The organism is Hymenobacter lucidus (genome assembly GCF_020447265.1).
Classification (GTDB): Bacteria; Bacteroidota; Bacteroidia; order Cytophagales; family Hymenobacteraceae; genus Hymenobacter; species Hymenobacter lucidus.
Map to the genome: position 1 here is coordinate 39,309 of NZ_JAJADR010000014.1, position 19,775 is coordinate 59,083.

The following is a 19,775-nucleotide window of genomic DNA, read 5'->3' on the forward strand; positions in this document are numbered from 1 at the left end:
TGACTGCAGATTCACCATTCTGCAACTACACAGTTCTGCAGAACAACCTTTCTGTTAATCTGCTGTAATGTTGTTTTGCATTTCTGTTTTTCTGTTGCTTTGTACTTATGCTGAATAACTGATTAACAGAAGTGGTTTTCTGTGTTCCTGCATAACAACATTTCTGCTTTTCCGCAAAAGTGGTGTTCTGCGTTTCTGCTTTTCTATTACTTTTGGCCCACTGTCCCGCTGGTCCTCGTGACCAGCCGCTACTCACGCCCTCAACCCCGCACCAACTATGTCCAAGGTTATCAGCTTTGCCACCCAGAAGGGGGGCTCCGGAAAATCCACCCTGGCTCTCGTGCTGGCCGCCCCATTGGCCACCGAGTACGGCCTGCGCATCGCCGTGCTCGACTGCGACTACCAGCAGAGCATCGTCAAGACTCGCGAGCAGGTGGACGCGGCCAACTTCGCCAAGCTGCGCGAAGCCAACCCCGACGCCCAGTACCCCTACGACGTGTACCCGTGGCAACTGAACCGGATTTTCGACTTCATTGACAACCCCGAGCACACCTACGACCTCATCATCATCGACGTGCCCGGCCGGGCCGACGGCGACGACGTGTTCAACGCCCTGACGGCCTGCGACGCGGTGATTGTGCCCCTGGTGTCGGATTACCTGGACCGGGCCTCCACGGCCGAGTTTATGACCATCCTGGAGGCCATCAAGAAAGCGGCCGACGACGCCCAGATTGACTTTCAGTACTACGGCCTGCCCACCAAGCGCGTGGCGGGGCAGCGGGAGGAAAAGGAGATGGACGACTACATCGACGGGCTGGGCCTCTCGCGCTTCAACTCTTACCTGGGCCACCGCAAGGCCTACACCCGGGCCTCGACGCTCTACAGCCTGCTCAACCCGGCCTGGGCCCGCTACGCCGGCGGCACCAAGGACACCAGCGACGAAATCCGCCGCGTGTGCGAGGAGCTCATCGAGCGCCTGGGCCTGCCCGACCGCCGCGCCACGGCGGCCGCTTCTGTATCCACCGCTTCAACCTCCGCGAAATAATGGGCTTCGAGAAACCACAAATCACCCCGCGCCGCCGCATTGAAGTGCCCGAAGAAGCCCGCCAGCAGGCCCGGGCCGGAATGGGAGGGGAGGCCACCCGCACGGCCACTGCGCCGCCCGCACCGGTAGAGCCCATCGCAGCCCCGGCCGCAGTAGCTGCTCCGGTTGCCCCAGCACCAGCGCCCGCTCCGGTGGATGCACCTGCATCAGTCGCCGCTGCTCCAGCAGTTCCGGCTGCTGCACCCGTACGAGCTTCTACACGGGGCCGTAAGCCCGCCGCGGCAGCTGCGCCTGCGCCGGAGGCCGAAGTGCCGCTGCACACGGTCCAAATCGCCAAATCCGTGGTACAGGAGATTAAGATGAGCCTGCTGCTGGCCACGCCCGGCCCGGACACGCCCACGACCATCAAGAATTACCTCGAAGCCGCCCACCGGCACTTCGACGCTTACTTGCGCAAAACAGGGAAACTGCCACCCGCAAAGTAGTAGAGTCTCTGATTTGTCCCAAGTAGTTTCTGCGGTGCAAGAACGGCAGGGTAGGGGGGAAGCCAGTAGCAATTCGCTACCGGGTGAGCTAATTATTCCCGGGTGTAGGTTGGCAGCTTTGCTCAGGCAAGTAAAACAGCGGTTGTTTAAGAAGTTGCCTTTTGCCCATTAAATCCTCACATGAATACCCCATCCTCTGCCAAGCAGCTGTTAACACTTATCCGCCAGCGCGCTCGCACTGGCGAGCGTACCCGGGCGGAACTACCCGAGTTCAATCGTCTGTACCGTCTTTACACTGCTTCGGAAGGAATTAATTCGGTCGACGCCGGGACGGAAGAACAGGGTGGAAGAAGAGTGCCCGTCAATGAGGTAATGAGCGTCGTTGACGAACGCCTTGCCAATCAGCAGGCTCTTCGCTTCAAGTACCTAGATACCAACGGATACTATGCCCTGCTCTTGAGTTTCTACGGGGCTTTCGTAGCTCCGCTCGAACAGGAGCTAGCCATTGTCGAAGCAGGCCGGGAGTTGGGGTTAACCACGCTCGTGATGGAATCACGTTCTGTTCAGCGGCCGCCGCTGATTTTGGCCCAGTATGAGCAAGCCAGGGTCCGAGCAGCCCTAGCTGACATCGCCCAAGCATTTGGCAACTTGGGGGCGGCGCTTTTTCCCGATACGTTTACCTTAGCCGACTTCATGCACGATGCCCGTCGCACCGACCAAGACAACTACTAAGCGCCGCAAGCCGGCCAAACTTAGTGACCAGGAAAAAGAGATTTTAACCCACATCGACAGCATTTTCGCGGCTCTTAACACCACCGCTACCTTGCTGCCCGTGTCTGACCGGGGCAAGGGCAACCGTTACGAAATCTACCTGTACCTGCGCCTGGCCCGCCTGCTAAAACGGCAAGCCACAACTTTTGCGCCCGTGTGCAAGACGCCTGGCACTTTTCTCTTCAACGAGTCGCCGGGCACCGTCAACGACAAGCATAGCTACTTCGCCTTTACCCACAACAAAGAGGACTTTGAACTCCGCAACGGGGTAGAGTTTAAGGGCCACAGCATGAATCACGAGGTGGATATTTCCATCAGCAAGCCTCTTCTGACGGGCACCTATGGCCCACTCCAGGATTTGCGGCTGGCCATTGAGTGCAAGTACCACGGCAAGAAAAACAACCTAAAAGGCCAATTGCGCAGTTTGGCGGGTACGGTGATTGATTTGAACGAGTACGCCCATGGCTGGAAGAGCGGACTTTACTTTTATTATTATTATTATGGGATAAGTTTCTATGCGTTTTTTGCCTCCCAGCACGAAGTCACTGACACGAACGGCTACCTAAGCTACTTGCGCAACTACGGTATCGGGCCGCTATTCAACTTTCACCCTTCCAGTAGTGACCGAGCGGCCGCTTGGCGTCTAGTGCAGCATTTTTTACGCGACCCGACTCCCTGACGATGGGGGCGCTTGACTGCCTATCCGGGCGACAGGTACCGCCCGGATAGGCGGTCAAGTGCCGATTATCTTGACGATTACATCGGTGAACAGCTCGGAGTTGCGGGCCGATTCCGGTACGTGTTCCTGCGTGTAGAAGCGGGCAAATACTTCGAAGGGCGTCAGACGATAATCCGGCAGTTGGGTATGCTGGTGGTACGCGTCGAACATGGCAAACAAGTTGAGCAGGTTTTGGGCCAAGTAATATTCTCGCAGTTCAAAAAAGCTCAAGCTAACAAACGTGACGTCCTTGACCTGCATTCCGTTTGGTGCAGCGGCCGCCAGAGCTTGGAACTGCTCTTTGTACCGTTTGTTGAGTCCTTCCGCCCCAAAAGAATTGTCGGTGTAGACCACGACCGGGTACAGTTCCAACTGGTCGGGGCGGTCGGGGTCAAACGACAAGCCCCGCGCTTCAACGTCCAAAATGGCGTTCCACAACTGAGTAATGCCTTTTGGGCTGTTCTGCTGGTTGACCACGAACTTCTTGTCTAGCTCTGCATACAGCGCGGCCTGGTCGGCGTTGTTTTTCGCACTGGCGTTGAGTAACACATCTTTGAACTCGATTAGGCAAACCTTGTTGCCTTCCCGGATGTAAGCGTCGCATAGCTCTTCGCCGGCTGAGTTAACGCAGGCCGCCCCGAAGTACTTGGTTGCCGTTGGGAAAGCCGCTTGCAGCACTAGCGGCAAGTAGATTTCCTCGGTGAAGTTCTTTCCCTTATCGGATAGGAAGTCCACCTTCACCTTTTTGCTTCGTAGGAAAGCGGAGAAGGCAAAAACCTGGGCTTTGTAAAACTGGTCTAGCAGGAAGCTAACGTCGAGCAGCAAATAACGGCCCGGGGCCGCCTTGAACAGAAACCGGTTCCGTAGCGGGGTAAAACTATCATCCTCACGGTAGGAGGGGATGTGGTCATTGATGCATAGCGTGTCGATGAACGCCTCATCGGCCTCGCCCGCGACGAAGAACTCCCCCATGTTCAGTCGCTGCGTCACGGAGTCAGTGCCAACGCCTGCGCATTGGAATAGCACCAGGAGGTTGCGAAACATTCGCATGAACCCTGACACGTGGCGTTGGGCGTAAAACTCGGCCATGAGCGGCTGGTAAAGTGGCTGGCTCTCCAGGTATTCGTAAAATTTGACGCCTCGCACCACTTGGTTGCCAAAATCAGTGGTTGAAGCGAAGTCCTTCTGATAGAGAAAGTGGGTCAGCATGACGTCCTCAAGACGGTCGGCGTCGGCCGCTTGTTGTACTGCATCCGGGGGAACCTGCAGTTTCTTGTTGGCGTGCAGGTTAACGATGAGGTAGGCATCAAACACCTGCTGGGCCTGCTCTGGATTTAATTCACAGTAGGGCAGCGAGTTATACGTTGAGAAAATAAGCCCGTAGAACAGCAGGTTGGAGTAGCGCCAAAACATCATGGGCTGGTTGCCGGCGGCGGCGGCCTGCCTGATGACTTCCACCCACCGCGCGATGGCGTCGGGTCCGCATTTGCTCAGTAGGCTGTCCGCCAGCCCCGCTTGGAGCAGACCTCCTCTCTCTGAGGTTTCACTCAGGTACAAGCGCACATTATAATTGGAAATGTAAGTGAGCAGCGTAGCTGAGGGAATGCCCTTGAGGAGTTCGCGGGCATCTTCAAGCGTTTTCTCGGTTCCATAAAACTGCTCGTAATCAAGCAGCAGAAGCAGTTGCATTCGTGTGTCAAGCATAAATAGGGGAGAAGCAGTTCGGTGGTAAGAGGGGTAGTTGAAAGCAGCCATTACGTATTAAACAATAAAACGGCTTCTCAGCAATCGCCAGAGGCATTCATTGACCGTACTCTATTGGTTACCAGTCGGCTATTGTGCGATATTCTGGCCAGTCCACTTATCTCTCACATTTTATAAGCAAGACTGCCAGAGCTTCCCTCGGAATCAGTACAGCCCGGGACTCATTAACTGAGGCTAAGAAAATCCAATAAAGAGGCCTAGCATGCTCAAAATGGTGTTTCTGCAGAACAAAAGCGTGGTTTTACTGCCGTTGCTGAGCTGGGGTTTCGCTTATAAAACGTGCTAGTTTGCCTCTTTGCAAGACCAGTTGACTTATAAAACGTGGTAATTCGTTGTTAGTTAGAAGTTATTATAAAGTTAGTAAGTACTGATTCCACCTTGAAAAAAGTTGAAATGGCTTATAAAAAGTGGTGCAAGGCTTTAAGAAGCCCGTGGCTCAGTCGCAACTGAGGCTGCTTATAAAACGTGGTTTTAAGCGGGTAATATGCTGCATTTACTTAGAAAAGTGCAATCCAATTGGTCGTTGGGTGAGTCTGCTTTTTTTGTTGTTTTCTTGTCTGTTCTGGCCCGGGGTTTGAACCACCCCCCTGAAAGCTTTTCCGAATGCCCATCAACAACCTTTGTGAGTTTATTTGTTTTTCCTTGTCTATTTGTAGGGCTCACAAGTGCCTGATAATCAATAGTATATAAAGGTATAAAACCACTTTTTATAAGCGAAAAACCACGTTTTATACCTTTTATTACCACGTTTTATAAGTAAACTCTCACGTTTTATAAGTCTATGAACCACGTTTTATAAGCGAAAAACCACGCCCAACTACCACTGTGGTTTTTTATCTGCCGGCGGCTTACATTTGCTTCATCCCGCGTCCTTATGTCCTAGTCTATGAAGCCTGAAGATACTGCCGTTGTACTTGTGGAACCGGCCCCGGTTCCCGTCGTCCGCCAGCACAACGCCATAACCCAGGCCCGTTACGACTACACGGCCTGCCAGCTGGACATCTTCTTCTACCTGCTCTCCCGGCTCCGCCGGGATGATACCCCGGACCAAGAGTATACCATCTACGTGAAGGACGTAGAGGCCCTGACCGGGCGGCAGTGGAACTACCAGCAGCTGCGCGAAGCGACAGCCGACATGGGCTCGCGCATGTTCGAGGTGGAAAATGAGCGCACCTACCAGCAGTTGTGGATGTTTCAGCGGGTAGAGTACATCAAGGGCAAGGGCTGCCTGCAGATTCAGCTGGCGGCGCCCATCCGGCCCTTTCTGTTCAACCTCAAGGAAAACTTCACCTCCTACCAGCTGCACTCGGCCCTGAAGCTGAGCAGCAAGTACGCCAAGCGCATCTACCAGCTGGTAAGCCAGTGGAAGGACAAGACCTCGACGCGCACCTACCCGCTGGACGAGTTCAAGCAGATGCTGCACCTGAAAGACCCCAAGGGCAAGGAGCCGGAGCTGTTTCAGAACATCAGCCAACTCAAGGCCCGGGTGCTCGACATTGCCGTGCGCCAGGTCAGCGAGCACACCGACCTTAAGATTGACTACGAGCTGGTCAAGAAGGGGCGGGCCTACGATGCCGTGCGCTTTACCATCGCCCGTCAGCAGCCCCAGCAGCTGCCCATTCCCTTCGAGCAGCCCGCCGAGGATGCCCGCGCCCACGCGGCCCGGCAGAGCCTAGAGATGCTGGGCATCACCCAGCCCCAGCTGGTGGCCACCATCCTGGCCGACCCCAAGCACCTGGACCAGCTCTTCAAGTTCACCTACCAGCTCAAGACCGACAAGGTGAAAGCGACCAAAAATCCGGGCGGGCTATTTTTGAAAATCTGCGGCCTACGGTGAGCGGGCTCATTATAGTTCGTTGAATACTAAACAATTGAATGGTTTTTGACAAAAACACTTGTTTAATCGCAGCTGATATGTTATTTTTGTAAGTGGAGGGATAAAACCAATCGGGTCGTATTCCTTCTACTTGATTAGCTCTCTCAAGAGACGCCCAACCATCAACAAGTAGAGAAGCCGCTCGTTTCGAATCTCGTTAACGGCGTTAAGTCTGTGCTCAAGCGCTCCCCAGTGAGAAACCTACTGTATTACTACTACTGGTTTCTTGTCTTGACGACTCCCTTGACTGCATTAGGTGCAATGCACCGCTACTACAATGACTTAACTTCAATTAAAACAGAGATTTCTATGGCAAAAAACAACCATCATACAAACAATGACGGCAATCAGGTTGCTGATTGCAAACAGAGTGCGGACTTGGCAACCCTAGAGCGAGAAGCGAAGTTTGAGCAGCCAACTACTACCGGGCGCAATATTTAGCCACATAGGCTCATATAGAAAAAGGTGACAGGTGACTGTCACCTTTTTTGGTTTAAGAAGGATTTTCACACATCCCCTCCTGGACCAGCAGCATTATTGCCATGCCGGTCATTTGGGTGCAATGCGCAATATAGTGAGCGCAATTACGTATTATTGCTCATTGAATTGCGCATTATGCCTAAAGAACCGGTCGTCCTGCTGCCCCGCCTACAGCACTTGTTAACCCAGACGGGCGAAAACATCCGGCTGGCCCGCCTGCGCCGTAAGCTCAGCGCGGCCCGGGTAGCCGAGCGCGCGGCCATCAGCCGCAACACCCTGCACGCCATCGAGCAGGGGAGTGCCACGGTGAGCATGGGCGGCTACCTGCAGGTGCTGTTCGTGCTGGGCCTGGAAAAGACCATTCTGGAGCTGGCTGCCGACGATATGCTGGGCCGCAAGCTGCAGGACGCGGAGCTAACGGTCAGCGCGCGGGCTCCCAAACAATCCTCCAACGAGTAGCGCCGTGGCCAAGACCGCAGAACGCCGCCAGCTGCTGGTGTACGCCGACTGGCAGGGGCTGCCCGCCGGGCCCCACCTGATGGGCACGCTCTCGGCCGTGCCGGTGCGGGGCAAGGAAGTGTTTTCCTTCGCTTATGATGCGCAGTGGCTGGCCTTGCCGCAGGCCCAGACGCTGGACCCCGCGCTGCAGCTGTTTGCCGGCCCCCAGTACCTGCCTGAAGACCAGTCCAACTTTGGCCTGTTCCTGGATTCCTCACCCGACCGCTGGGGCCGGCTGCTCATGCGCCGGCGCGAATCGGCGCTGGCCCGCCAGGAAGAACGCCGCGAGCGGCCGCTGCTCGAATCGGATTACCTGCTGGGCGTCTTCGACGGGCACCGCATGGGCGGGCTGCGCTTCAAAACCGACCCGGCAGGCCCGTTCCTCGACGACAACCGGGCTATGGCGGCCCCGCCGTGGACTTCGCTACGCGAGCTGGAGCACGCCAGCCTGCAGCTCGAGCGCGTGGATGCGCCCCAGGACCCGGACTACCTCAAGTGGCTGTTTATGCTGGTGGCGCCCGGCTCCTCGCTGGGCGGGGCGCGGCCCAAGGCCAGCGTGGTGGACGAGCACGGCCGGCTCTGGATTGCCAAGTTTCCCAGCGGCCAGGACGAGCACGACGTGGGCGCCTGGGAAGCCGTGGTGAACGAGTTGGCCTTGGCGGCCGGCCTGCAGGTGGCCACCGGCCGCGCCCAGCGCTTCAACAGCCGCCACCATACCTACCTCTCCCAGCGCTTTGACCGCACGGCCACAGGGGAGCGGTTGCACTTTGCCTCCGCCATGACCCTGCTGGGCTACCAGGACGGCACCGACCACCAGGACGGGGCCAGCTACCTGGACCTGGCCGGCCTGCTCGTGCAGCAGGGCGCCCACGTGGCCGAGGACCTGACGGAGCTCTGGCGGCGCATTGTCTTCAACATCTGCGTGTCCAACACCGACGACCACCTGCGTAACCACGGCTTTCTGCTCACGCCCCAGGGCTGGCGCCTCTCGCCGGCCTTTGACCTGAACCCGATTCGCTACGGGCAGGGCCTCAAGCTCAACATCTCCGAAACCGATAACGCGCTGGACCTCGACCTGGCCCGGGAGGTAGCGCCCTACTTCCGGCTTTCGGCCGCCCAGGCCGATGCGGTCCTGACCCAGGTGGTACACGCGGTGCGGCAGTGGCCCGGGGTGGCTAGCCGGCATCAGCTGTCCCGAACCGAACAGGAAATGATGGCAGGCGCATTTGAGGCGGCACGGTAGAAGGCCTGGTACATAGCCCCATGCCCTTACGGCTTGAGGTGAAAGCCTTAAGCGCAAGCCGCCGCTGGCAAAAAGGAGAAAACAGCTTCCGCAAAGGCGCACCTGCTTCCACAACGAGCAGCATGCGTACAACCCGTTTTCACCCGTAAACCCTTGGCCATGGCAGTAGCACAACCGTATCTGAAAGCAGCCCTCCTCGTGGGAGTGGCCCTGGCCGTGGTGAGCTGGAGCGCGAAACCAGCTGCTCCCCAGCCCCAGAAAGTGCGGCTCTCCCGCATCGTGGTCGATTCCACCCAGCTCGCCCGCTACAAAGCCTTCCTGAAGGAAGAGGTGGAAGCCTCCATCCAAAAAGAGCCGGGCGTGCTGACGTTGTACGCCGTGTTCGAAAGGAAGCGGCCGAACCACCTGACCATCCTGGAAATGTATGCCACCGAGGCGGCGTACCAGGCGCACATCAAAACTCCGCACTTCCTCAAGTACAAACAGGGCACGCTGGCCATGGTGCAGGAGTTGGAGCTCATTGATACGGACCCGCTCATTCCAAATTTGAAAATCAAATAAATCAGCAGGCAGAATAGACGGGCAAGAGGGCAACTGTACCGGTCCCGGTCCCGGAGCAGGGGAAGAAACAGGGGCTGGCAGCACCCGGACCAATGACTTTACCCCTGTGGATTGATGTGCGAGTTTATACCCGCTCGGGTACAGGCACGGATACTTTTGGTGGTTTTATACCCGAACGGGTATCCGATAAGCCGCGAGTAGGCCCCGCGGCTATCCGGCCGCGGCCGCCGCTTCGGCCCGGACCACGGCAAATAACTCCTCTTCCGCTACCTGGAGCACCCGCGCCAGTTGCTGCAGCTCGCCCACGGTGCAGGTAATGGGGCTGCGCTTGCGCGTGTCGTAGGTACGGGCCGATACACCCCAGGCTTCCACGATGCGCTTGCGCGTGCCGGCTACCTCCAGCAGCTCGGCCAGGGTGCTGACCCGGTGCACGCGCGGCGGGCTGGTCAGGGGCTCGGTAAAGGCAACGGTGGGAGCAGCAACTTTAGACATCAGAAAAAGTCAAAAAGGGAATAGACAAAAGCGCAGAAGTTGCTCAATTTACGTAACGCCTTGCTATTTGGCTGGTAAGAACTCGGCTTAAATCCATTAATTATTCCGGGCTGGGCGAATAAGTATCCGGCAACAGGCCCATGGCCTCGACTTCTGCCTAACCGGTAGGATGACGCGGCAAACAAGCGCCGAAAACCCGGCAACTCAGGTATGCGTCATGGGTAGTATTCTGCTGTTTATCGGCTTACACCTTGGACCTACTGCTTTGAAAAACGCTGACCACCGCGCCGCGATACCCAATCCGGCGCTCACCGCCTTCAGTGCCCTGATTGGGGAATGGGAAACGACCGGCACTCACCCGCAGCTGCCCGGCAAGACCCTGCACGGGCAGGCCTCGTTTCAGTGGCTGGAAGGGGGCGCCTTCGTGCTCATGCACGCCAGTCTTGCGGAGGAGGGCTTTCCGGCGAACGTTGCCATTTTTGGCAGCGACAACACCCGGCAGCAGTGGTTCATGCTCTACTTCGACGAGCGGCAGGTGTCGCGCAAATGCGACGTCACCTTTCAGGGCAACGTGCTGAAGTGGTGGCGCAGCGGGCCGGAATTCTCCCAGCGCTACACGTTTACCCTCGCCAACGATGGCAACACCATCGTCAGCCGCGGCGAGATGTCGAAGGACGGCAAGAATTGGGAGCCGGACTTAGACCTCACCTATACCCGCATCCGGTAGCCGATGCAGCCGCCGGCCGGGCTTTACTGCAACTCACTCCCTGCTTTTTATCCCATGGAAAACGAGGCCAACCAGAGTACCAAGCCGGCCCAGAGCGGATACGCCGACGTCAACGGGCTACGGCTGTACTACGAGGTGCACGGCCAGGGCGCGCCCCTGGTGCTGCTGCACGGCTCGTACATGACCATCCCCTTGAACTGGTCGCGCTTCCTGCCGCGGCTGGCCCAGGGCCGGCAGGTGATTGTGACGGAGATGCAGGGCCACGGCCGCACCCGGGACATTGCCCGGGCAGTCAGCTACGAAGCCATGGCCGACGACGTGGCCGGCCTGCTTGGGCACTTGGGCCTGGCGCAAGCCGATATCCTGGGCTACAGCATGGGCGGCGGGGTGGCGTTCCAGGTCGCGGTGCGGCACCCGCAGCGGGTGCGCCGGCTCGTGGTGCTCTCGGGGGCCTACGCGCACGACGGCTGGTGGCCCGACGTGGAAGCCAGCTTTGCCACGTTCACGGCGGAGATGTTCGAGGGCAGCTCCATTAAAAAGCAGTACCTCGAAGCGGGCAACGACGCGGCCCACTTTCCGGCCTTCGTGCAGAAGGTTAAGGCCATCGACGTGCAGCCCTACGATTGGTCCGACGCGGTGAAAGCGCTGCCGATGCCGCTGTTTATGGCCCTGGGCGATGCCGATGGCGTGCGCTACGAGCATGCGTTGGAGCTGTTTCGGGCCAAAGGCGGCGGCCGGATGGGCGACCTGCACGGCCTGACGCCGTCCCGCCTGGCCATGCTGCCCGGCACCACCCACATCGGGATGATGCAGCGGGTGGACTGGCTGGTGCCGATGATTACCGACTTTCTGGATTCTGACCTGAATCCGACCCCGCCCACGTTTTAATACCCAGGCAGCGGCGGGAATTGGCAGGAAGTAAGGCGAGGCTTGCTGGCGAGTTACGCTTTCTACCGGAAGGGCCAGCTCAGGCTGCTCGACTCGTTGCCGTGGCGCCCGGCCGGCTAGCCGGCGTTTGCTTCCTGCGCCAGGGCCGCTTCTTCCCACCTTGCCCCTTCGGCCACGGCCAGCGCCAGCCACTGGCGCAGCAGCGCCGGGCTGGTGCAGCAACTCATCAGCCGCTGGGCCTGCTGCCGGCGCTCGGCGGTGAAGGCGGGATGCTGCAGAATGCAGCGCAACTCTGCGCGAAGCGCGTCCAGTTCAGAGCTGCACCGGGTCACGGGGGCGGTGGGCAAAGCATGCTTAACCGGCATGGGCAAAGGGATTAGGCAGGAAGGAAAACCAGCAGGCTACTTATCCACGCCGCCGCCCGATAGCTGAGCGGCGGCATGGGGAAGTGGTTAGCGCATCAGGGCCGACTTCATCAGCAGTACCGGGCCGGCTACGACATCAATAGGGGCGTAATGCTCCAACGGGTAGGTTTCAAACCAGGCGGCCGTGGCCAGCGGGTTAATGGGGCGCCGGCGGTCCTTGCCCTCGTCGTCAAATACCAGGATATACCCTGCGTAGGGGCCGTGCTGCGGGCAATGCACGTCGATGTAATGGGCTTCTAGCGCCGCGCACAGCTGGGCTAGGCCAAACGTCTTGCGGCCTCTTTCGGGTCGTACCTCCCGGATGCTGCCGTCTACGCCCAGCAGCATGGCCGCCCCATCGGCGGGACGCATGGCCGCGTGCTGAGCCTGGAAATGCTCGCCCAAGGCCTGCCGCGTGGCGTACTGGCTACCTCCGACTACCTGCAGCGGGTCCCGGTCATAGGTAGTAGTGGGGAAAAGCTTACCCGTCGTGCCGCACAAGGCCACAATCCGGGTGGGCTGGCCGGGGCGGGTATAGAGGAACAGGCGGGGCGGGAGCGGAAAACTAGCCCCCCCAGGCTTTACCAGCTCCGTGCCGTGCAGGCTAAAAAGCAGGGGATTGGCAGTACTTACGTGCGGTCGTTTTTCCATAATACAAAGCTGATTTTGTGTCACTTGCTTCTGAATTATAAACGAAATTCAAACCCCGCACGTTCTCTTTTTGGCTCTTATTTTATATCATTTTGCTCTTTTTCATTCAACCTTCTTTACCCCACTGCCCACCCTGGCCCAGGCAGGAAAAAAGCGCAACGACGAAGCTTCGCCGTTGCGCTTGAAAAGAAGCTTCCGCATTCAGGCTTCCCCTAGGTCCGGCGCGAGCGGCGTCCCGGAAACCGGCAGGCGCCGGCGAGGGGTGCGGCTCGTGCCAGTCACTGCTTCCAGTGGCGGCTCAAACCAGTCGCGGTACGCCGTGGTGAGCCGGTCGGCCACAATGGCCAGGCGCTGCTGCTCGCCGGCGCGCAGCACCCAGATGTGGGCAGTGCCGCAGCCGACCACATAGTCGGCGCCCAGCAGCTTTTTCACCGCCCCCGCCAGTTCGCGCAAATCGGTGGTGTGGGTATGGGCTTGCACGTGGCGGCGCACGACCAGCAGGGCACGCTTCTCGGCCGCGCTTGCGGGCTGCTGCTCAATCGCCAGGTAGGCCTGCTGCGGCGGAAACGGGTCTTGGAGTGAGGTTGCTTTTGTCATCTGGTTCATGGCAGGGAACAAAGGGAGAAATAAAAGCGGCTTATTTCGGGTCCAGGTAACGGATGTGTCGGAAGCCAGCCAGCAGCCGGGCGGTGGCAAAGGCTTCGGCAAAGCGGCCGCGCTGGTAGTCGGCGTGCAGCTGGCCCACGTGGGCAAACTCGTAGGCCAAGCCGGTATGGCCCATGGGCTGCAAAAAGGCGTCGGCCTCTTCGGCGCTGAAGCCGCTCAGGTCGCGGCCATCGCTGAGCAGCACCTGCACGCCGGGCCGCTGGCCCGGGCCGCGCTCGTACACTTCGTAAATCAGGCCCACGGCCTGCTCGCGGGGGTACAGCACGGCCTCGCCGACGGTTAAATTCTGGGGAGTAGTCATAACGGGAAGGGGTAAGGGAGCTATGCAAGAGGTTCAGAGCAACAGCAGCGCAAACTGCCCGCCGTGGTCTTCGCGGGTGGCGCGCACGGCCTCGCGGGCAATGGGCCGCAGGGCTTTGACCAGCGCTTCCAGCACCTGGAAATCGTCCAGCGTGGCCACACCCAGCTGCAGGCGCTCGGCCACTTCCAGCGTGAGGCCTTCGCTGCTCAGGCCGTAGCCGCGCTGCTGCATATCGGTTTCCACGTCGGTCAAGGCTTCGGCCACCCGGGCGCGGTAGCGGTTCCAAGTGGCGTCCCCGAAAACGGGGCATCGCTGGCATTCATGGGCAATAGGGAAGGAAAGGGTGAAACGAAAGCCGGGATGCGGGCCGCTGCTTCCAGCGGCCCGCGGCCCCGACTTAGGCGGCGGCCAGCCAGCTGAGTTCCGCTTCCCGGTACTGCTGGCTTACCTCGTCCTCGGGTACCAGCTCCAGCACGGGGGTAGGAGCGGGGGCCGGCAGAGCCGGCTGCTCCTCCTCCACCACGCCCAGAATCAGCTTGGCGGCGCGCTGGGCCTTGCTGGCGGCCTGCAGCACCAGCTTCTTGTCATTTTTCAGCCGCTCCAGCCACGTCTGGATGTAGGCCACGGCATTGGTTTCGGTCTGCTCGGTATCAAGACCGGCGGCCGCGCACAGAAACGAGGCGCCCATCTCGGCCGTCAGCTCCTCGCGGGCGTAGCTGGCCGAAAGCTTGCCCTCCCCAGCGGTCAGGTCCGGGCGGGCCAGCCGGGAAGCGTGGCCGGTGCTGTGGGTCAGCTCGTGAAACCGGGTGGCGTAGTAGCCTTCGCCCTTGGTGAAGGTATCCCGCGCCGGCATGTTCACCATGTCCAGCGCCGGGGAGTAATAGGCGCGCTGGTGCAGGTGCTCAATGGCGGGGCGTCCCTCCCAGTTGCTCACGATGGCTTCGGCTGCTTCAATCGGGGTGTGGGCGTGGCGCTCCACTGCGGGCAGGTCAAACTCGATGCCCTCAATATCTTCCACCGAAAACACGGTGTAGTATTTCAGGAAAGGCAATTTCTCTTCCTTACCGGTCTGCTCGTTCTCGCGCACCGACACGTTGTAGTATACGACCGGATGCCCTTTGGCCCCCTTGCGCACGTTGCCGCCCAATGCCAACGCCTGCTTGAAAGTCAGGAAAAAGGGCAATGCCCCGCTGAAGTGCAGCAGAAAAGCGTTGATGCCCGAGTAAGCTGCGCCCGTGGCGTAGTTGCGGGGCAGTCCATAGACGGCAGACCACGGCTTGCGCCACGGAATCACGCCGCCTTCAAGGGCCGCCACAATCCGGTAAGTGACTATCTGGTACACATCAGGGCGGGGAGTAGCGGCATTGGCAGCTTTACGGGTGGTGGTCTTGCGGGCATTTTTCATAATAAAGCGCTGTTTTTGTGAGCGTTTGCTATACCTATTAAACGAAAACAGCCACTCCAAAGTTTACATTTTGCTCTTTATTTAATGTCTTTTTGCTCTTTTCATTCAACCTTCTTTCCCCACTGCCCCCTCTTGGACGGGCTTTAAATCACTGCTACTTTTAACTGGTCAGCGCTGATGCTGACGGGTTGAAAAACCACTTTTTATAAGCGTGGAAGCCCCTGCGCGGGCCTGGGTTTGGACAGGCTGGCTTAGGGGGTAGCGCGGGTGATTTGGACAGTGCATATCCTTTTTCAGGCACGGCACTGAACTGCCTCAGCTATTATTTTTAGCTAAATCAATACTAATTTTATTAGTAGCGCGTATTATTGCGGACACGCCTACTCTATGCCACCCCATGCGCAACGTCGAATTAATCCCGGTCCACGATTCCCAAACCCCGTTTTTACTCCCGCTTTTCAGCTGCTCGGTGTCGGCCGGCTTTCCGTCGCCGGCTTCCGATTACACCGATGAGCTCTTCGACCTCAACCGCTTGCTGCTGCGCCACCCGGACGCCACCTACCTGGTGCGGGTGAGCGGAGAGAGCATGAAAAACGCTGAGATTCACGAAGGCGACCTGCTGGCTGTGGACAAGCAGATGGAGGCCGACCACAACCACATCGTGGTGGCCGTGGTCGACGGCGAGTGCACCGTCAAGCGCCTAGTCTGCGAGCACGGCACCTGGTGGCTCAAGCCGGAAAACCCCGACTATAAGCCCTGGGAGATTCACGACGCCGGCGCGGTGAAGATTTGGGGCGTGGTGACCCACGTGCTCCACGAGCTGATTCCCGGCAAACTGGCGGCCCTGCTGCGCACCCGCGACTAGCTTATGTATGCCTTAGTAGACTGCAACAACTTCTACGTCAGCTGCGAGCGGGTTTTTCAGCCCCGGCTTGAAGGCCGACCCGTGGTCATTTTGTCAAATAATGATGGCTGTTTGGTATCCCGTAGTGCCGAAGCCAAGGCCCTGGGCCTGCAGATGGGCGACCCATACTTCCAAGTGAAGCCCCTGCTGCTGCAGCACAACGTGGCCGTGTTTTCCAGCAACTACGCGCTGTACGGCGACATGTCGCGCCGGGTAATGTGGTACCTGAGCCAGGTGGCGCCGGCCGTGGAAGTGTACTCCATTGACGAGGCCTTTCTGGATTTGCACGGCATGGAGCACTTTGTGGTGAGAAGCCTGGACAGCTTCGCTCGCGACATCCGGGCTAACGTGCTGGCCCGCACCGGCATTCCGACCTGCGTGGGCATCGCGCCCACCAAAACGCTGGCCAAGCTGGCCAACCGCCTAGCTAAGAAGAACCCGGCCATGGGCGGGGTGTGCTACCTTGACACGGCCGAGCGCCGCCGCTGGGCTTTAGAGCAGGTAGCCGTCGAAGACGTCTGGGGCATCGGCCGGCAGTACGCCCAGAAGCTCTACGCCGCCGGCATCACCACGGCGGTAGGGCTGGCCGGCTGCTCGGAGGCCTTTGCCCGCAAGCACCTGGGCGGCGTGGTGGGCGCCCGGCTCGTGCGGGAGCTGCAGGGCTTCCCCTGCCAGAGGCTGGCCCCGAGCGAAGACGGCACCCTGTCCCGGCGCAGTCTGTGCTGCTCGCGCACCTTCGGCCGGCCGCTGACCGACTTCCCCGACGTGACGGGCGCGGTCAGCGCGTTTGTCTCCCGGGCCGCCGAAAAGCTGCGCCGGCAGGGCGACGCGGCCCACCTGCTCACCGTGTTTCTCAGCAAAAGCCGCTACGGGCTGGAAGCACCGCCGTACTCCGCCTCGGCGGTGCTCACGCTGCCGATGGCCACCAACGACACGGTGGAACTGGTGCGCTTCGCCCGGGCGGCCCTGAAGAAACTCTGGCAGCCGGGCAACCGCTACACTAAGGCGGGCGTGATACTCGATGGCCTGGAGCCAGAGGGAAAAACCCAACTCACGCTGTTTGAAGCCGCGCCGGTGTCGGAGAAAAGGGCCAAGCTCATGGCCGAGCTCGACGCGCTAAACCGTCGCTTTGGTAAAGGCACGGTGAAACTCGCTTCGCTGATACTGCCTCCTGGGCAGCTTCGGGCACCCTGGGAGGGGCAGGCGCAGTGGCGCACGCCCCAATACACCACCCGGCTGGAAGACCTGCTGCTGGTGAGCTGATACAGCGCATCGGCCAACCCTAGGCTACCAGAGCAGCAAAGTGGCCGCCGAGCCACGCCTCTGAAGCAACCTTAATTATTAACCATAGAAACCTAAGCAGGGTCAAAGGCAGCCTCAGCAGGTAACTGTCTCTGGTTTGGACAATGTGCTTCCAGAGAATGACCTCCTAACGCCCTTTTGTTTGAATTCCATACTAACCCCTTTGAATGTCGTTATCACCCCTTGCCTGGGGTGAAGGACCTTTGTAATGTCATTAGGTAGCATCTACGGCTGCCTACTAACACACTGAGTATACGCGCCATTTTTTGACGCCAAAGCTCGGTGAGACCGAACAAAGTCTTCGATAAAAGAGGTTATGAAAGAATTCACAAACAGCCTTGAGCTCGCCCCAAAACCTGCCTGGAACGCGGTGTTTGCCATGGCCCTGGGGGTAGCGGGCCTTATTACATCCGAGTTTTTGCCCGTCAGCCTGCTGACGCCGATGGCCCGCGACCTAGCCGTATCGGAAGGAGTGGCTGGACAAGCCATCTCCGTCACGGCTGTCGTGGCCATGCTGGCCAGCCTGCTCATCGCCGTGGTGACCCGGCGCCTGGACCGCCGCTGGGTGCTGCTCTCCTTTTCGGTGCTGCAGGTCTTGTCCAATGCCCTGGTGGCCTTTGCGCCCAATTTCCTGGTCCTCACCATCGGCCGGATTCTGCTGGGAGTCGCCATTGGTGGTTTCTGGGCCATGTCGGCAGCCGTGGCCATGCGACTGGTGCCAGCGAAAGACGTCCCGAAGGCCTTGTCCACCATTTTCGGGGCCGTATCGGTGGCCACGGTGGTGGCCGCGCCACTGGGCAGCTTCTTAGGGGGGCTGCTGGGCTGGCGCCTGGTGTTTGAGCTGGCCGCCGGGCTGGGGGTGCTGTCTTTTGTTTGGCAAGCCTTAACCTTGCCCACCCTGGCGCCCGAGCAGCCAACAGGCTTGCGCACGCTACTACTCGTGCTGCAACGGCGCAGTGTCTGGCCCGGGATGCTAGCCAATCTGTTCGTGTTCATGGGCTACGCCACGTTCTTTACCTACTTACGTCCGTTTCTGGAAACCGTAACTGGCATTAATGTCAATACTTTAACCACGGTGCTGCTCGGGTTCGGACTGGCCAACCTGGCAGGCACGGTGCTAGCGAGGCATCTGTTGACCCGCAACCTGGGCCGCTCTCTGGTGCTCATGCCACTGCTGATGGGCTTGGTGGTAGCGGGGCTAGTACTGTTTGGCCGGCAGCCGGTAGTAGCCTCCTTACTGGTGGCCTTCTGGGGGATGACATTTGGGGTAGTGCAGGTAGGCTGGCCCACCTGGCTCACGCGCACGCTGCCCGACGAGGCCGAAAGCGGCGGGGGCCTGCAAGTGGCCACCACGCAGCTGGCCATTACCATCGGCGCGGCTGTGGGTGGGCTGCTCTTTGACCAAACGGGCGCGGTTGGGGTGTATGTCGGCAGCAGCGTCATTACCCTGCTAGCCGCCCTGGTGGCGCTGCTGGCTTTCCGGGCAACAGCTAAGTCCCCGGTGGAAACGCTTGAACCGGCTGAGCAAGTAGTAGTCATTCACTAAGCGTGAATTGCACTACCGCTCCTCCTAAGTCTATTCGCAAGCCAGTACCTCGCGTTGGTTCTGTAGCTGTCCGGGGGCTGCCATGCCCACTTGGATTCTGTCAAAAGCTGCTTTAACACGTCTTGCTTTCCTTATTCTGCCGAACGCATGACTAAGCAAAGTCACCTGCTCACCTAGGAGCCGGTCGGGAACGCCACCCCGGTAAGGCGGGCAAACTCCGCCACTAGCTGCTCCTGCAGCGCTACCTCCGTTGCCTTCGGTTGGGCGTGGCTGGGGCGTCGATGGTGCAGGTACTGGCCCGTGATGCAGGCCCTGGGGTCGGTACCGGCGGCCAGCCAGACCTGGGTATCAAATCCCGCGGCGAGGCTGTCAGGGGCTCCGTCTCCACCCATTTTGGTGGGTACCCAGCCGGGGTCCACCGCGTTGGCCAGCACCCCGGGCCACTGCCGGGCCACAGCCAGGGCCAGCAGCAGGTCGTGCAGTTTGGAGTCGCAGTAGGCCTGCGTGGTGTTCCAGGGCCGCTGCTCCCACGTCAGGTCGCGCAGGCTGGCGTCGCCCTGGCGGTGCATGCCTGAGCTAAGGTACACCAGCCGGTCAGGAGGCGTAATCAGGCACGTGAGCACGTAGGGCGCCAACGAGTTCACGGCCAGCACCGGCGGCAGGCCATCCGCCGTGCGGGCGAGCCGGGGCACCTGATAGACGCCCGCATTGTGGATGACAGCGTCGAAGCGCCCAAGCTGATTGGCCTGCTCGGCTACCTCGTGCATGCCGGCGAGGGTCGAGAGGTCACCGTGCACGGCAGCTTCGGCCTCGGGTACAGCGGCCAGCGCTTCCTGCGCCCGGTCGGCGTTGCGGCCGTGCAGCACGAGTTGATGACCCTGCTCAGTGAGCTCGCGGGCCGCTAGCTGGCCCAAGCCATCAGCCGAGCCCGTGATGAAAATACGCGCCATGGAAGTTGCGGAAAGCAGATGCTGAGAAACGAATACCTCAACGCACAGGGCATGGTATGGTTTCTTCCAAGGCAATAGGCTGGGGCGTAATTGTCCCT

General features: G+C 59.5%; 23 protein-coding genes. 14 read left to right on the plus strand and 9 right to left on the minus strand.

Going from position 1 to position 19,775, the window contains the following annotated elements; all coding sequences use genetic code 11:
• Positions 1 to 277 precede the first annotated feature (277 nt).
• From LGH74_RS23890 to LGH74_RS23905, 4 genes are all read left to right on the plus strand, one after another.
• The gene (locus tag LGH74_RS23890) at positions 278 to 1,045 is read left to right on the plus strand and encodes a ParA family protein (protein WP_226180541.1); all 768 of its coding nucleotides are present in this window, start codon (positions 278 to 280) and stop codon (positions 1,043 to 1,045) included.
• Positions 1,045 to 1,530, plus strand: a complete 486-nt coding sequence (locus tag LGH74_RS23895) for a hypothetical protein (RefSeq protein ID WP_226180543.1) — start codon at positions 1,045 to 1,047, stop codon at positions 1,528 to 1,530. The genes LGH74_RS23890 and LGH74_RS23895 overlap by 1 nt, the downstream gene beginning before the upstream one ends.
• Positions 1,531 to 1,710: 180 nt before the next feature.
• Positions 1,711 to 2,262 (plus strand): hypothetical protein, encoded by a 552-nt coding sequence (locus tag LGH74_RS23900; RefSeq protein WP_226180545.1) that lies wholly within the window; start codon positions 1,711 to 1,713, stop codon positions 2,260 to 2,262.
• Positions 2,231 to 2,980 (plus strand): hypothetical protein, encoded by a 750-nt coding sequence (locus tag LGH74_RS23905; protein ID WP_226180547.1) that lies wholly within the window; start codon positions 2,231 to 2,233, stop codon positions 2,978 to 2,980. Before LGH74_RS23900 ends, LGH74_RS23905 begins: the two co-directional genes overlap by 32 nt.
• A gap of 54 nt (positions 2,981 to 3,034) precedes the next feature.
• On the opposite strand, the gene LGH74_RS23910 is transcribed toward LGH74_RS23905, so the two are convergent.
• A complete protein-coding gene (locus LGH74_RS23910) occupies positions 3,035 to 4,708 on the minus strand; it encodes a hypothetical protein (RefSeq protein ID WP_226180549.1) in 1,674 nt (557 codons plus the stop codon).
• A 961-nt stretch (positions 4,709 to 5,669) separates the two neighbouring features.
• Between LGH74_RS23910 and LGH74_RS23915 the strand changes: the two genes are divergently transcribed.
• The 5 genes from LGH74_RS23915 (at position 5,670) to LGH74_RS23935 (ending at position 9,441) form a co-directional block, all read left to right on the plus strand.
• Positions 5,670 to 6,620, plus strand: a complete 951-nt coding sequence (locus tag LGH74_RS23915) for a replication initiation protein (protein ID WP_226180551.1) — start codon at positions 5,670 to 5,672, stop codon at positions 6,618 to 6,620.
• A 270-nt stretch (positions 6,621 to 6,890) separates the two neighbouring features.
• Entirely contained in the window at positions 6,891 to 7,100 is a 210-nt protein-coding gene (locus tag LGH74_RS23920; RefSeq protein ID WP_226180553.1) for a hypothetical protein, read from the plus strand.
• A 174-nt stretch (positions 7,101 to 7,274) separates the two neighbouring features.
• Positions 7,275 to 7,598 (plus strand): helix-turn-helix domain-containing protein, encoded by a 324-nt coding sequence (locus tag LGH74_RS23925; RefSeq protein ID WP_226180555.1) that lies wholly within the window; start codon positions 7,275 to 7,277, stop codon positions 7,596 to 7,598.
• Positions 7,599 to 7,602: 4 nt separating this feature from the next.
• The gene (locus tag LGH74_RS23930; RefSeq protein WP_226180557.1) at positions 7,603 to 8,880 is read left to right on the plus strand and encodes a type II toxin-antitoxin system HipA family toxin; all 1,278 of its coding nucleotides are present in this window, start codon (positions 7,603 to 7,605) and stop codon (positions 8,878 to 8,880) included.
• Between the two features lie 159 nt (positions 8,881 to 9,039).
• Positions 9,040 to 9,441, plus strand: a complete 402-nt coding sequence (locus LGH74_RS23935) for a putative quinol monooxygenase (RefSeq protein ID WP_226180559.1) — start codon at positions 9,040 to 9,042, stop codon at positions 9,439 to 9,441.
• A 210-nt stretch (positions 9,442 to 9,651) separates the two neighbouring features.
• Here LGH74_RS23935 and LGH74_RS23940 read toward each other — a convergent pair whose 3' ends face one another.
• Positions 9,652 to 9,933, minus strand: a complete 282-nt coding sequence (locus LGH74_RS23940) for a hypothetical protein (protein ID WP_226180562.1) — start codon at positions 9,931 to 9,933, stop codon at positions 9,652 to 9,654.
• Positions 9,934 to 10,150: 217 nt separating this feature from the next.
• Here LGH74_RS23940 and LGH74_RS23945 point away from each other — a divergent pair, with 217 nt between their 5' ends.
• Positions 10,151 to 10,660, plus strand: a complete 510-nt coding sequence (locus LGH74_RS23945) for a hypothetical protein (protein WP_226180564.1) — start codon at positions 10,151 to 10,153, stop codon at positions 10,658 to 10,660.
• A 54-nt stretch (positions 10,661 to 10,714) separates the two neighbouring features.
• Entirely contained in the window at positions 10,715 to 11,548 is an 834-nt protein-coding gene (locus LGH74_RS23950; RefSeq protein ID WP_226180565.1) for an alpha/beta fold hydrolase, read from the plus strand.
• Between the two features lie 116 nt (positions 11,549 to 11,664).
• On the opposite strand, the gene LGH74_RS23955 is transcribed toward LGH74_RS23950, so the two are convergent.
• The 6 genes from LGH74_RS23955 to LGH74_RS23980 all read right to left on the minus strand — a co-directional run bounded on the left by LGH74_RS23955 (position 11,665) and on the right by LGH74_RS23980 (position 14,975).
• Positions 11,665 to 11,913: a hypothetical protein gene (locus LGH74_RS23955; RefSeq protein ID WP_226180567.1), complete on the minus strand. Its 249-nt coding sequence runs from the start codon at positions 11,911 to 11,913 to the stop codon at positions 11,665 to 11,667.
• 87 nt (positions 11,914 to 12,000) lie between these two features.
• Positions 12,001 to 12,603 (minus strand): hypothetical protein, encoded by a 603-nt coding sequence (locus tag LGH74_RS23960; protein ID WP_226180569.1) that lies wholly within the window; start codon positions 12,601 to 12,603, stop codon positions 12,001 to 12,003.
• Positions 12,604 to 12,804: 201 nt separating this feature from the next.
• Positions 12,805 to 13,200, minus strand: coding sequence for a hypothetical protein (locus LGH74_RS23965; protein WP_226180571.1), 396 nt, complete (start codon positions 13,198 to 13,200; stop codon positions 12,805 to 12,807).
• A 40-nt stretch (positions 13,201 to 13,240) separates the two neighbouring features.
• Positions 13,241 to 13,570 (minus strand): hypothetical protein, encoded by a 330-nt coding sequence (locus LGH74_RS23970; RefSeq protein ID WP_226180573.1) that lies wholly within the window; start codon positions 13,568 to 13,570, stop codon positions 13,241 to 13,243.
• Between the two features lie 33 nt (positions 13,571 to 13,603).
• Entirely contained in the window at positions 13,604 to 13,834 is a 231-nt protein-coding gene (locus LGH74_RS23975) for a hypothetical protein (RefSeq protein WP_226180575.1), read from the minus strand.
• Positions 13,835 to 13,967: 133 nt separating this feature from the next.
• A complete protein-coding gene (locus LGH74_RS23980) occupies positions 13,968 to 14,975 on the minus strand; it encodes an ArdC family protein (protein ID WP_226180577.1) in 1,008 nt (335 codons plus the stop codon).
• Positions 14,976 to 15,372: 397 nt separating this feature from the next.
• Between LGH74_RS23980 and LGH74_RS23985 the strand changes: the two genes are divergently transcribed.
• The 3 genes from LGH74_RS23985 (at position 15,373) to LGH74_RS23995 (ending at position 18,727) form a co-directional block, all read left to right on the plus strand.
• On the plus strand, positions 15,373 to 15,840 hold the full coding sequence (locus LGH74_RS23985) for a LexA family protein (protein WP_226180579.1): 468 nt from the start codon (positions 15,373 to 15,375) through the stop codon (positions 15,838 to 15,840).
• A 3-nt stretch (positions 15,841 to 15,843) separates the two neighbouring features.
• Positions 15,844 to 17,142, plus strand: coding sequence for a Y-family DNA polymerase (locus tag LGH74_RS23990; protein WP_226180581.1), 1,299 nt, complete (start codon positions 15,844 to 15,846; stop codon positions 17,140 to 17,142).
• Positions 17,143 to 17,497: 355 nt separating this feature from the next.
• The gene (locus LGH74_RS23995; protein WP_226180583.1) at positions 17,498 to 18,727 is read left to right on the plus strand and encodes an MFS transporter; all 1,230 of its coding nucleotides are present in this window, start codon (positions 17,498 to 17,500) and stop codon (positions 18,725 to 18,727) included.
• 173 nt (positions 18,728 to 18,900) lie between these two features.
• Here LGH74_RS23995 and LGH74_RS24000 read toward each other — a convergent pair whose 3' ends face one another.
• Positions 18,901 to 19,677, minus strand: a complete 777-nt coding sequence (locus tag LGH74_RS24000) for an SDR family NAD(P)-dependent oxidoreductase (RefSeq protein WP_226180586.1) — start codon at positions 19,675 to 19,677, stop codon at positions 18,901 to 18,903.
• Positions 19,678 to 19,775 lie beyond the last annotated feature (98 nt).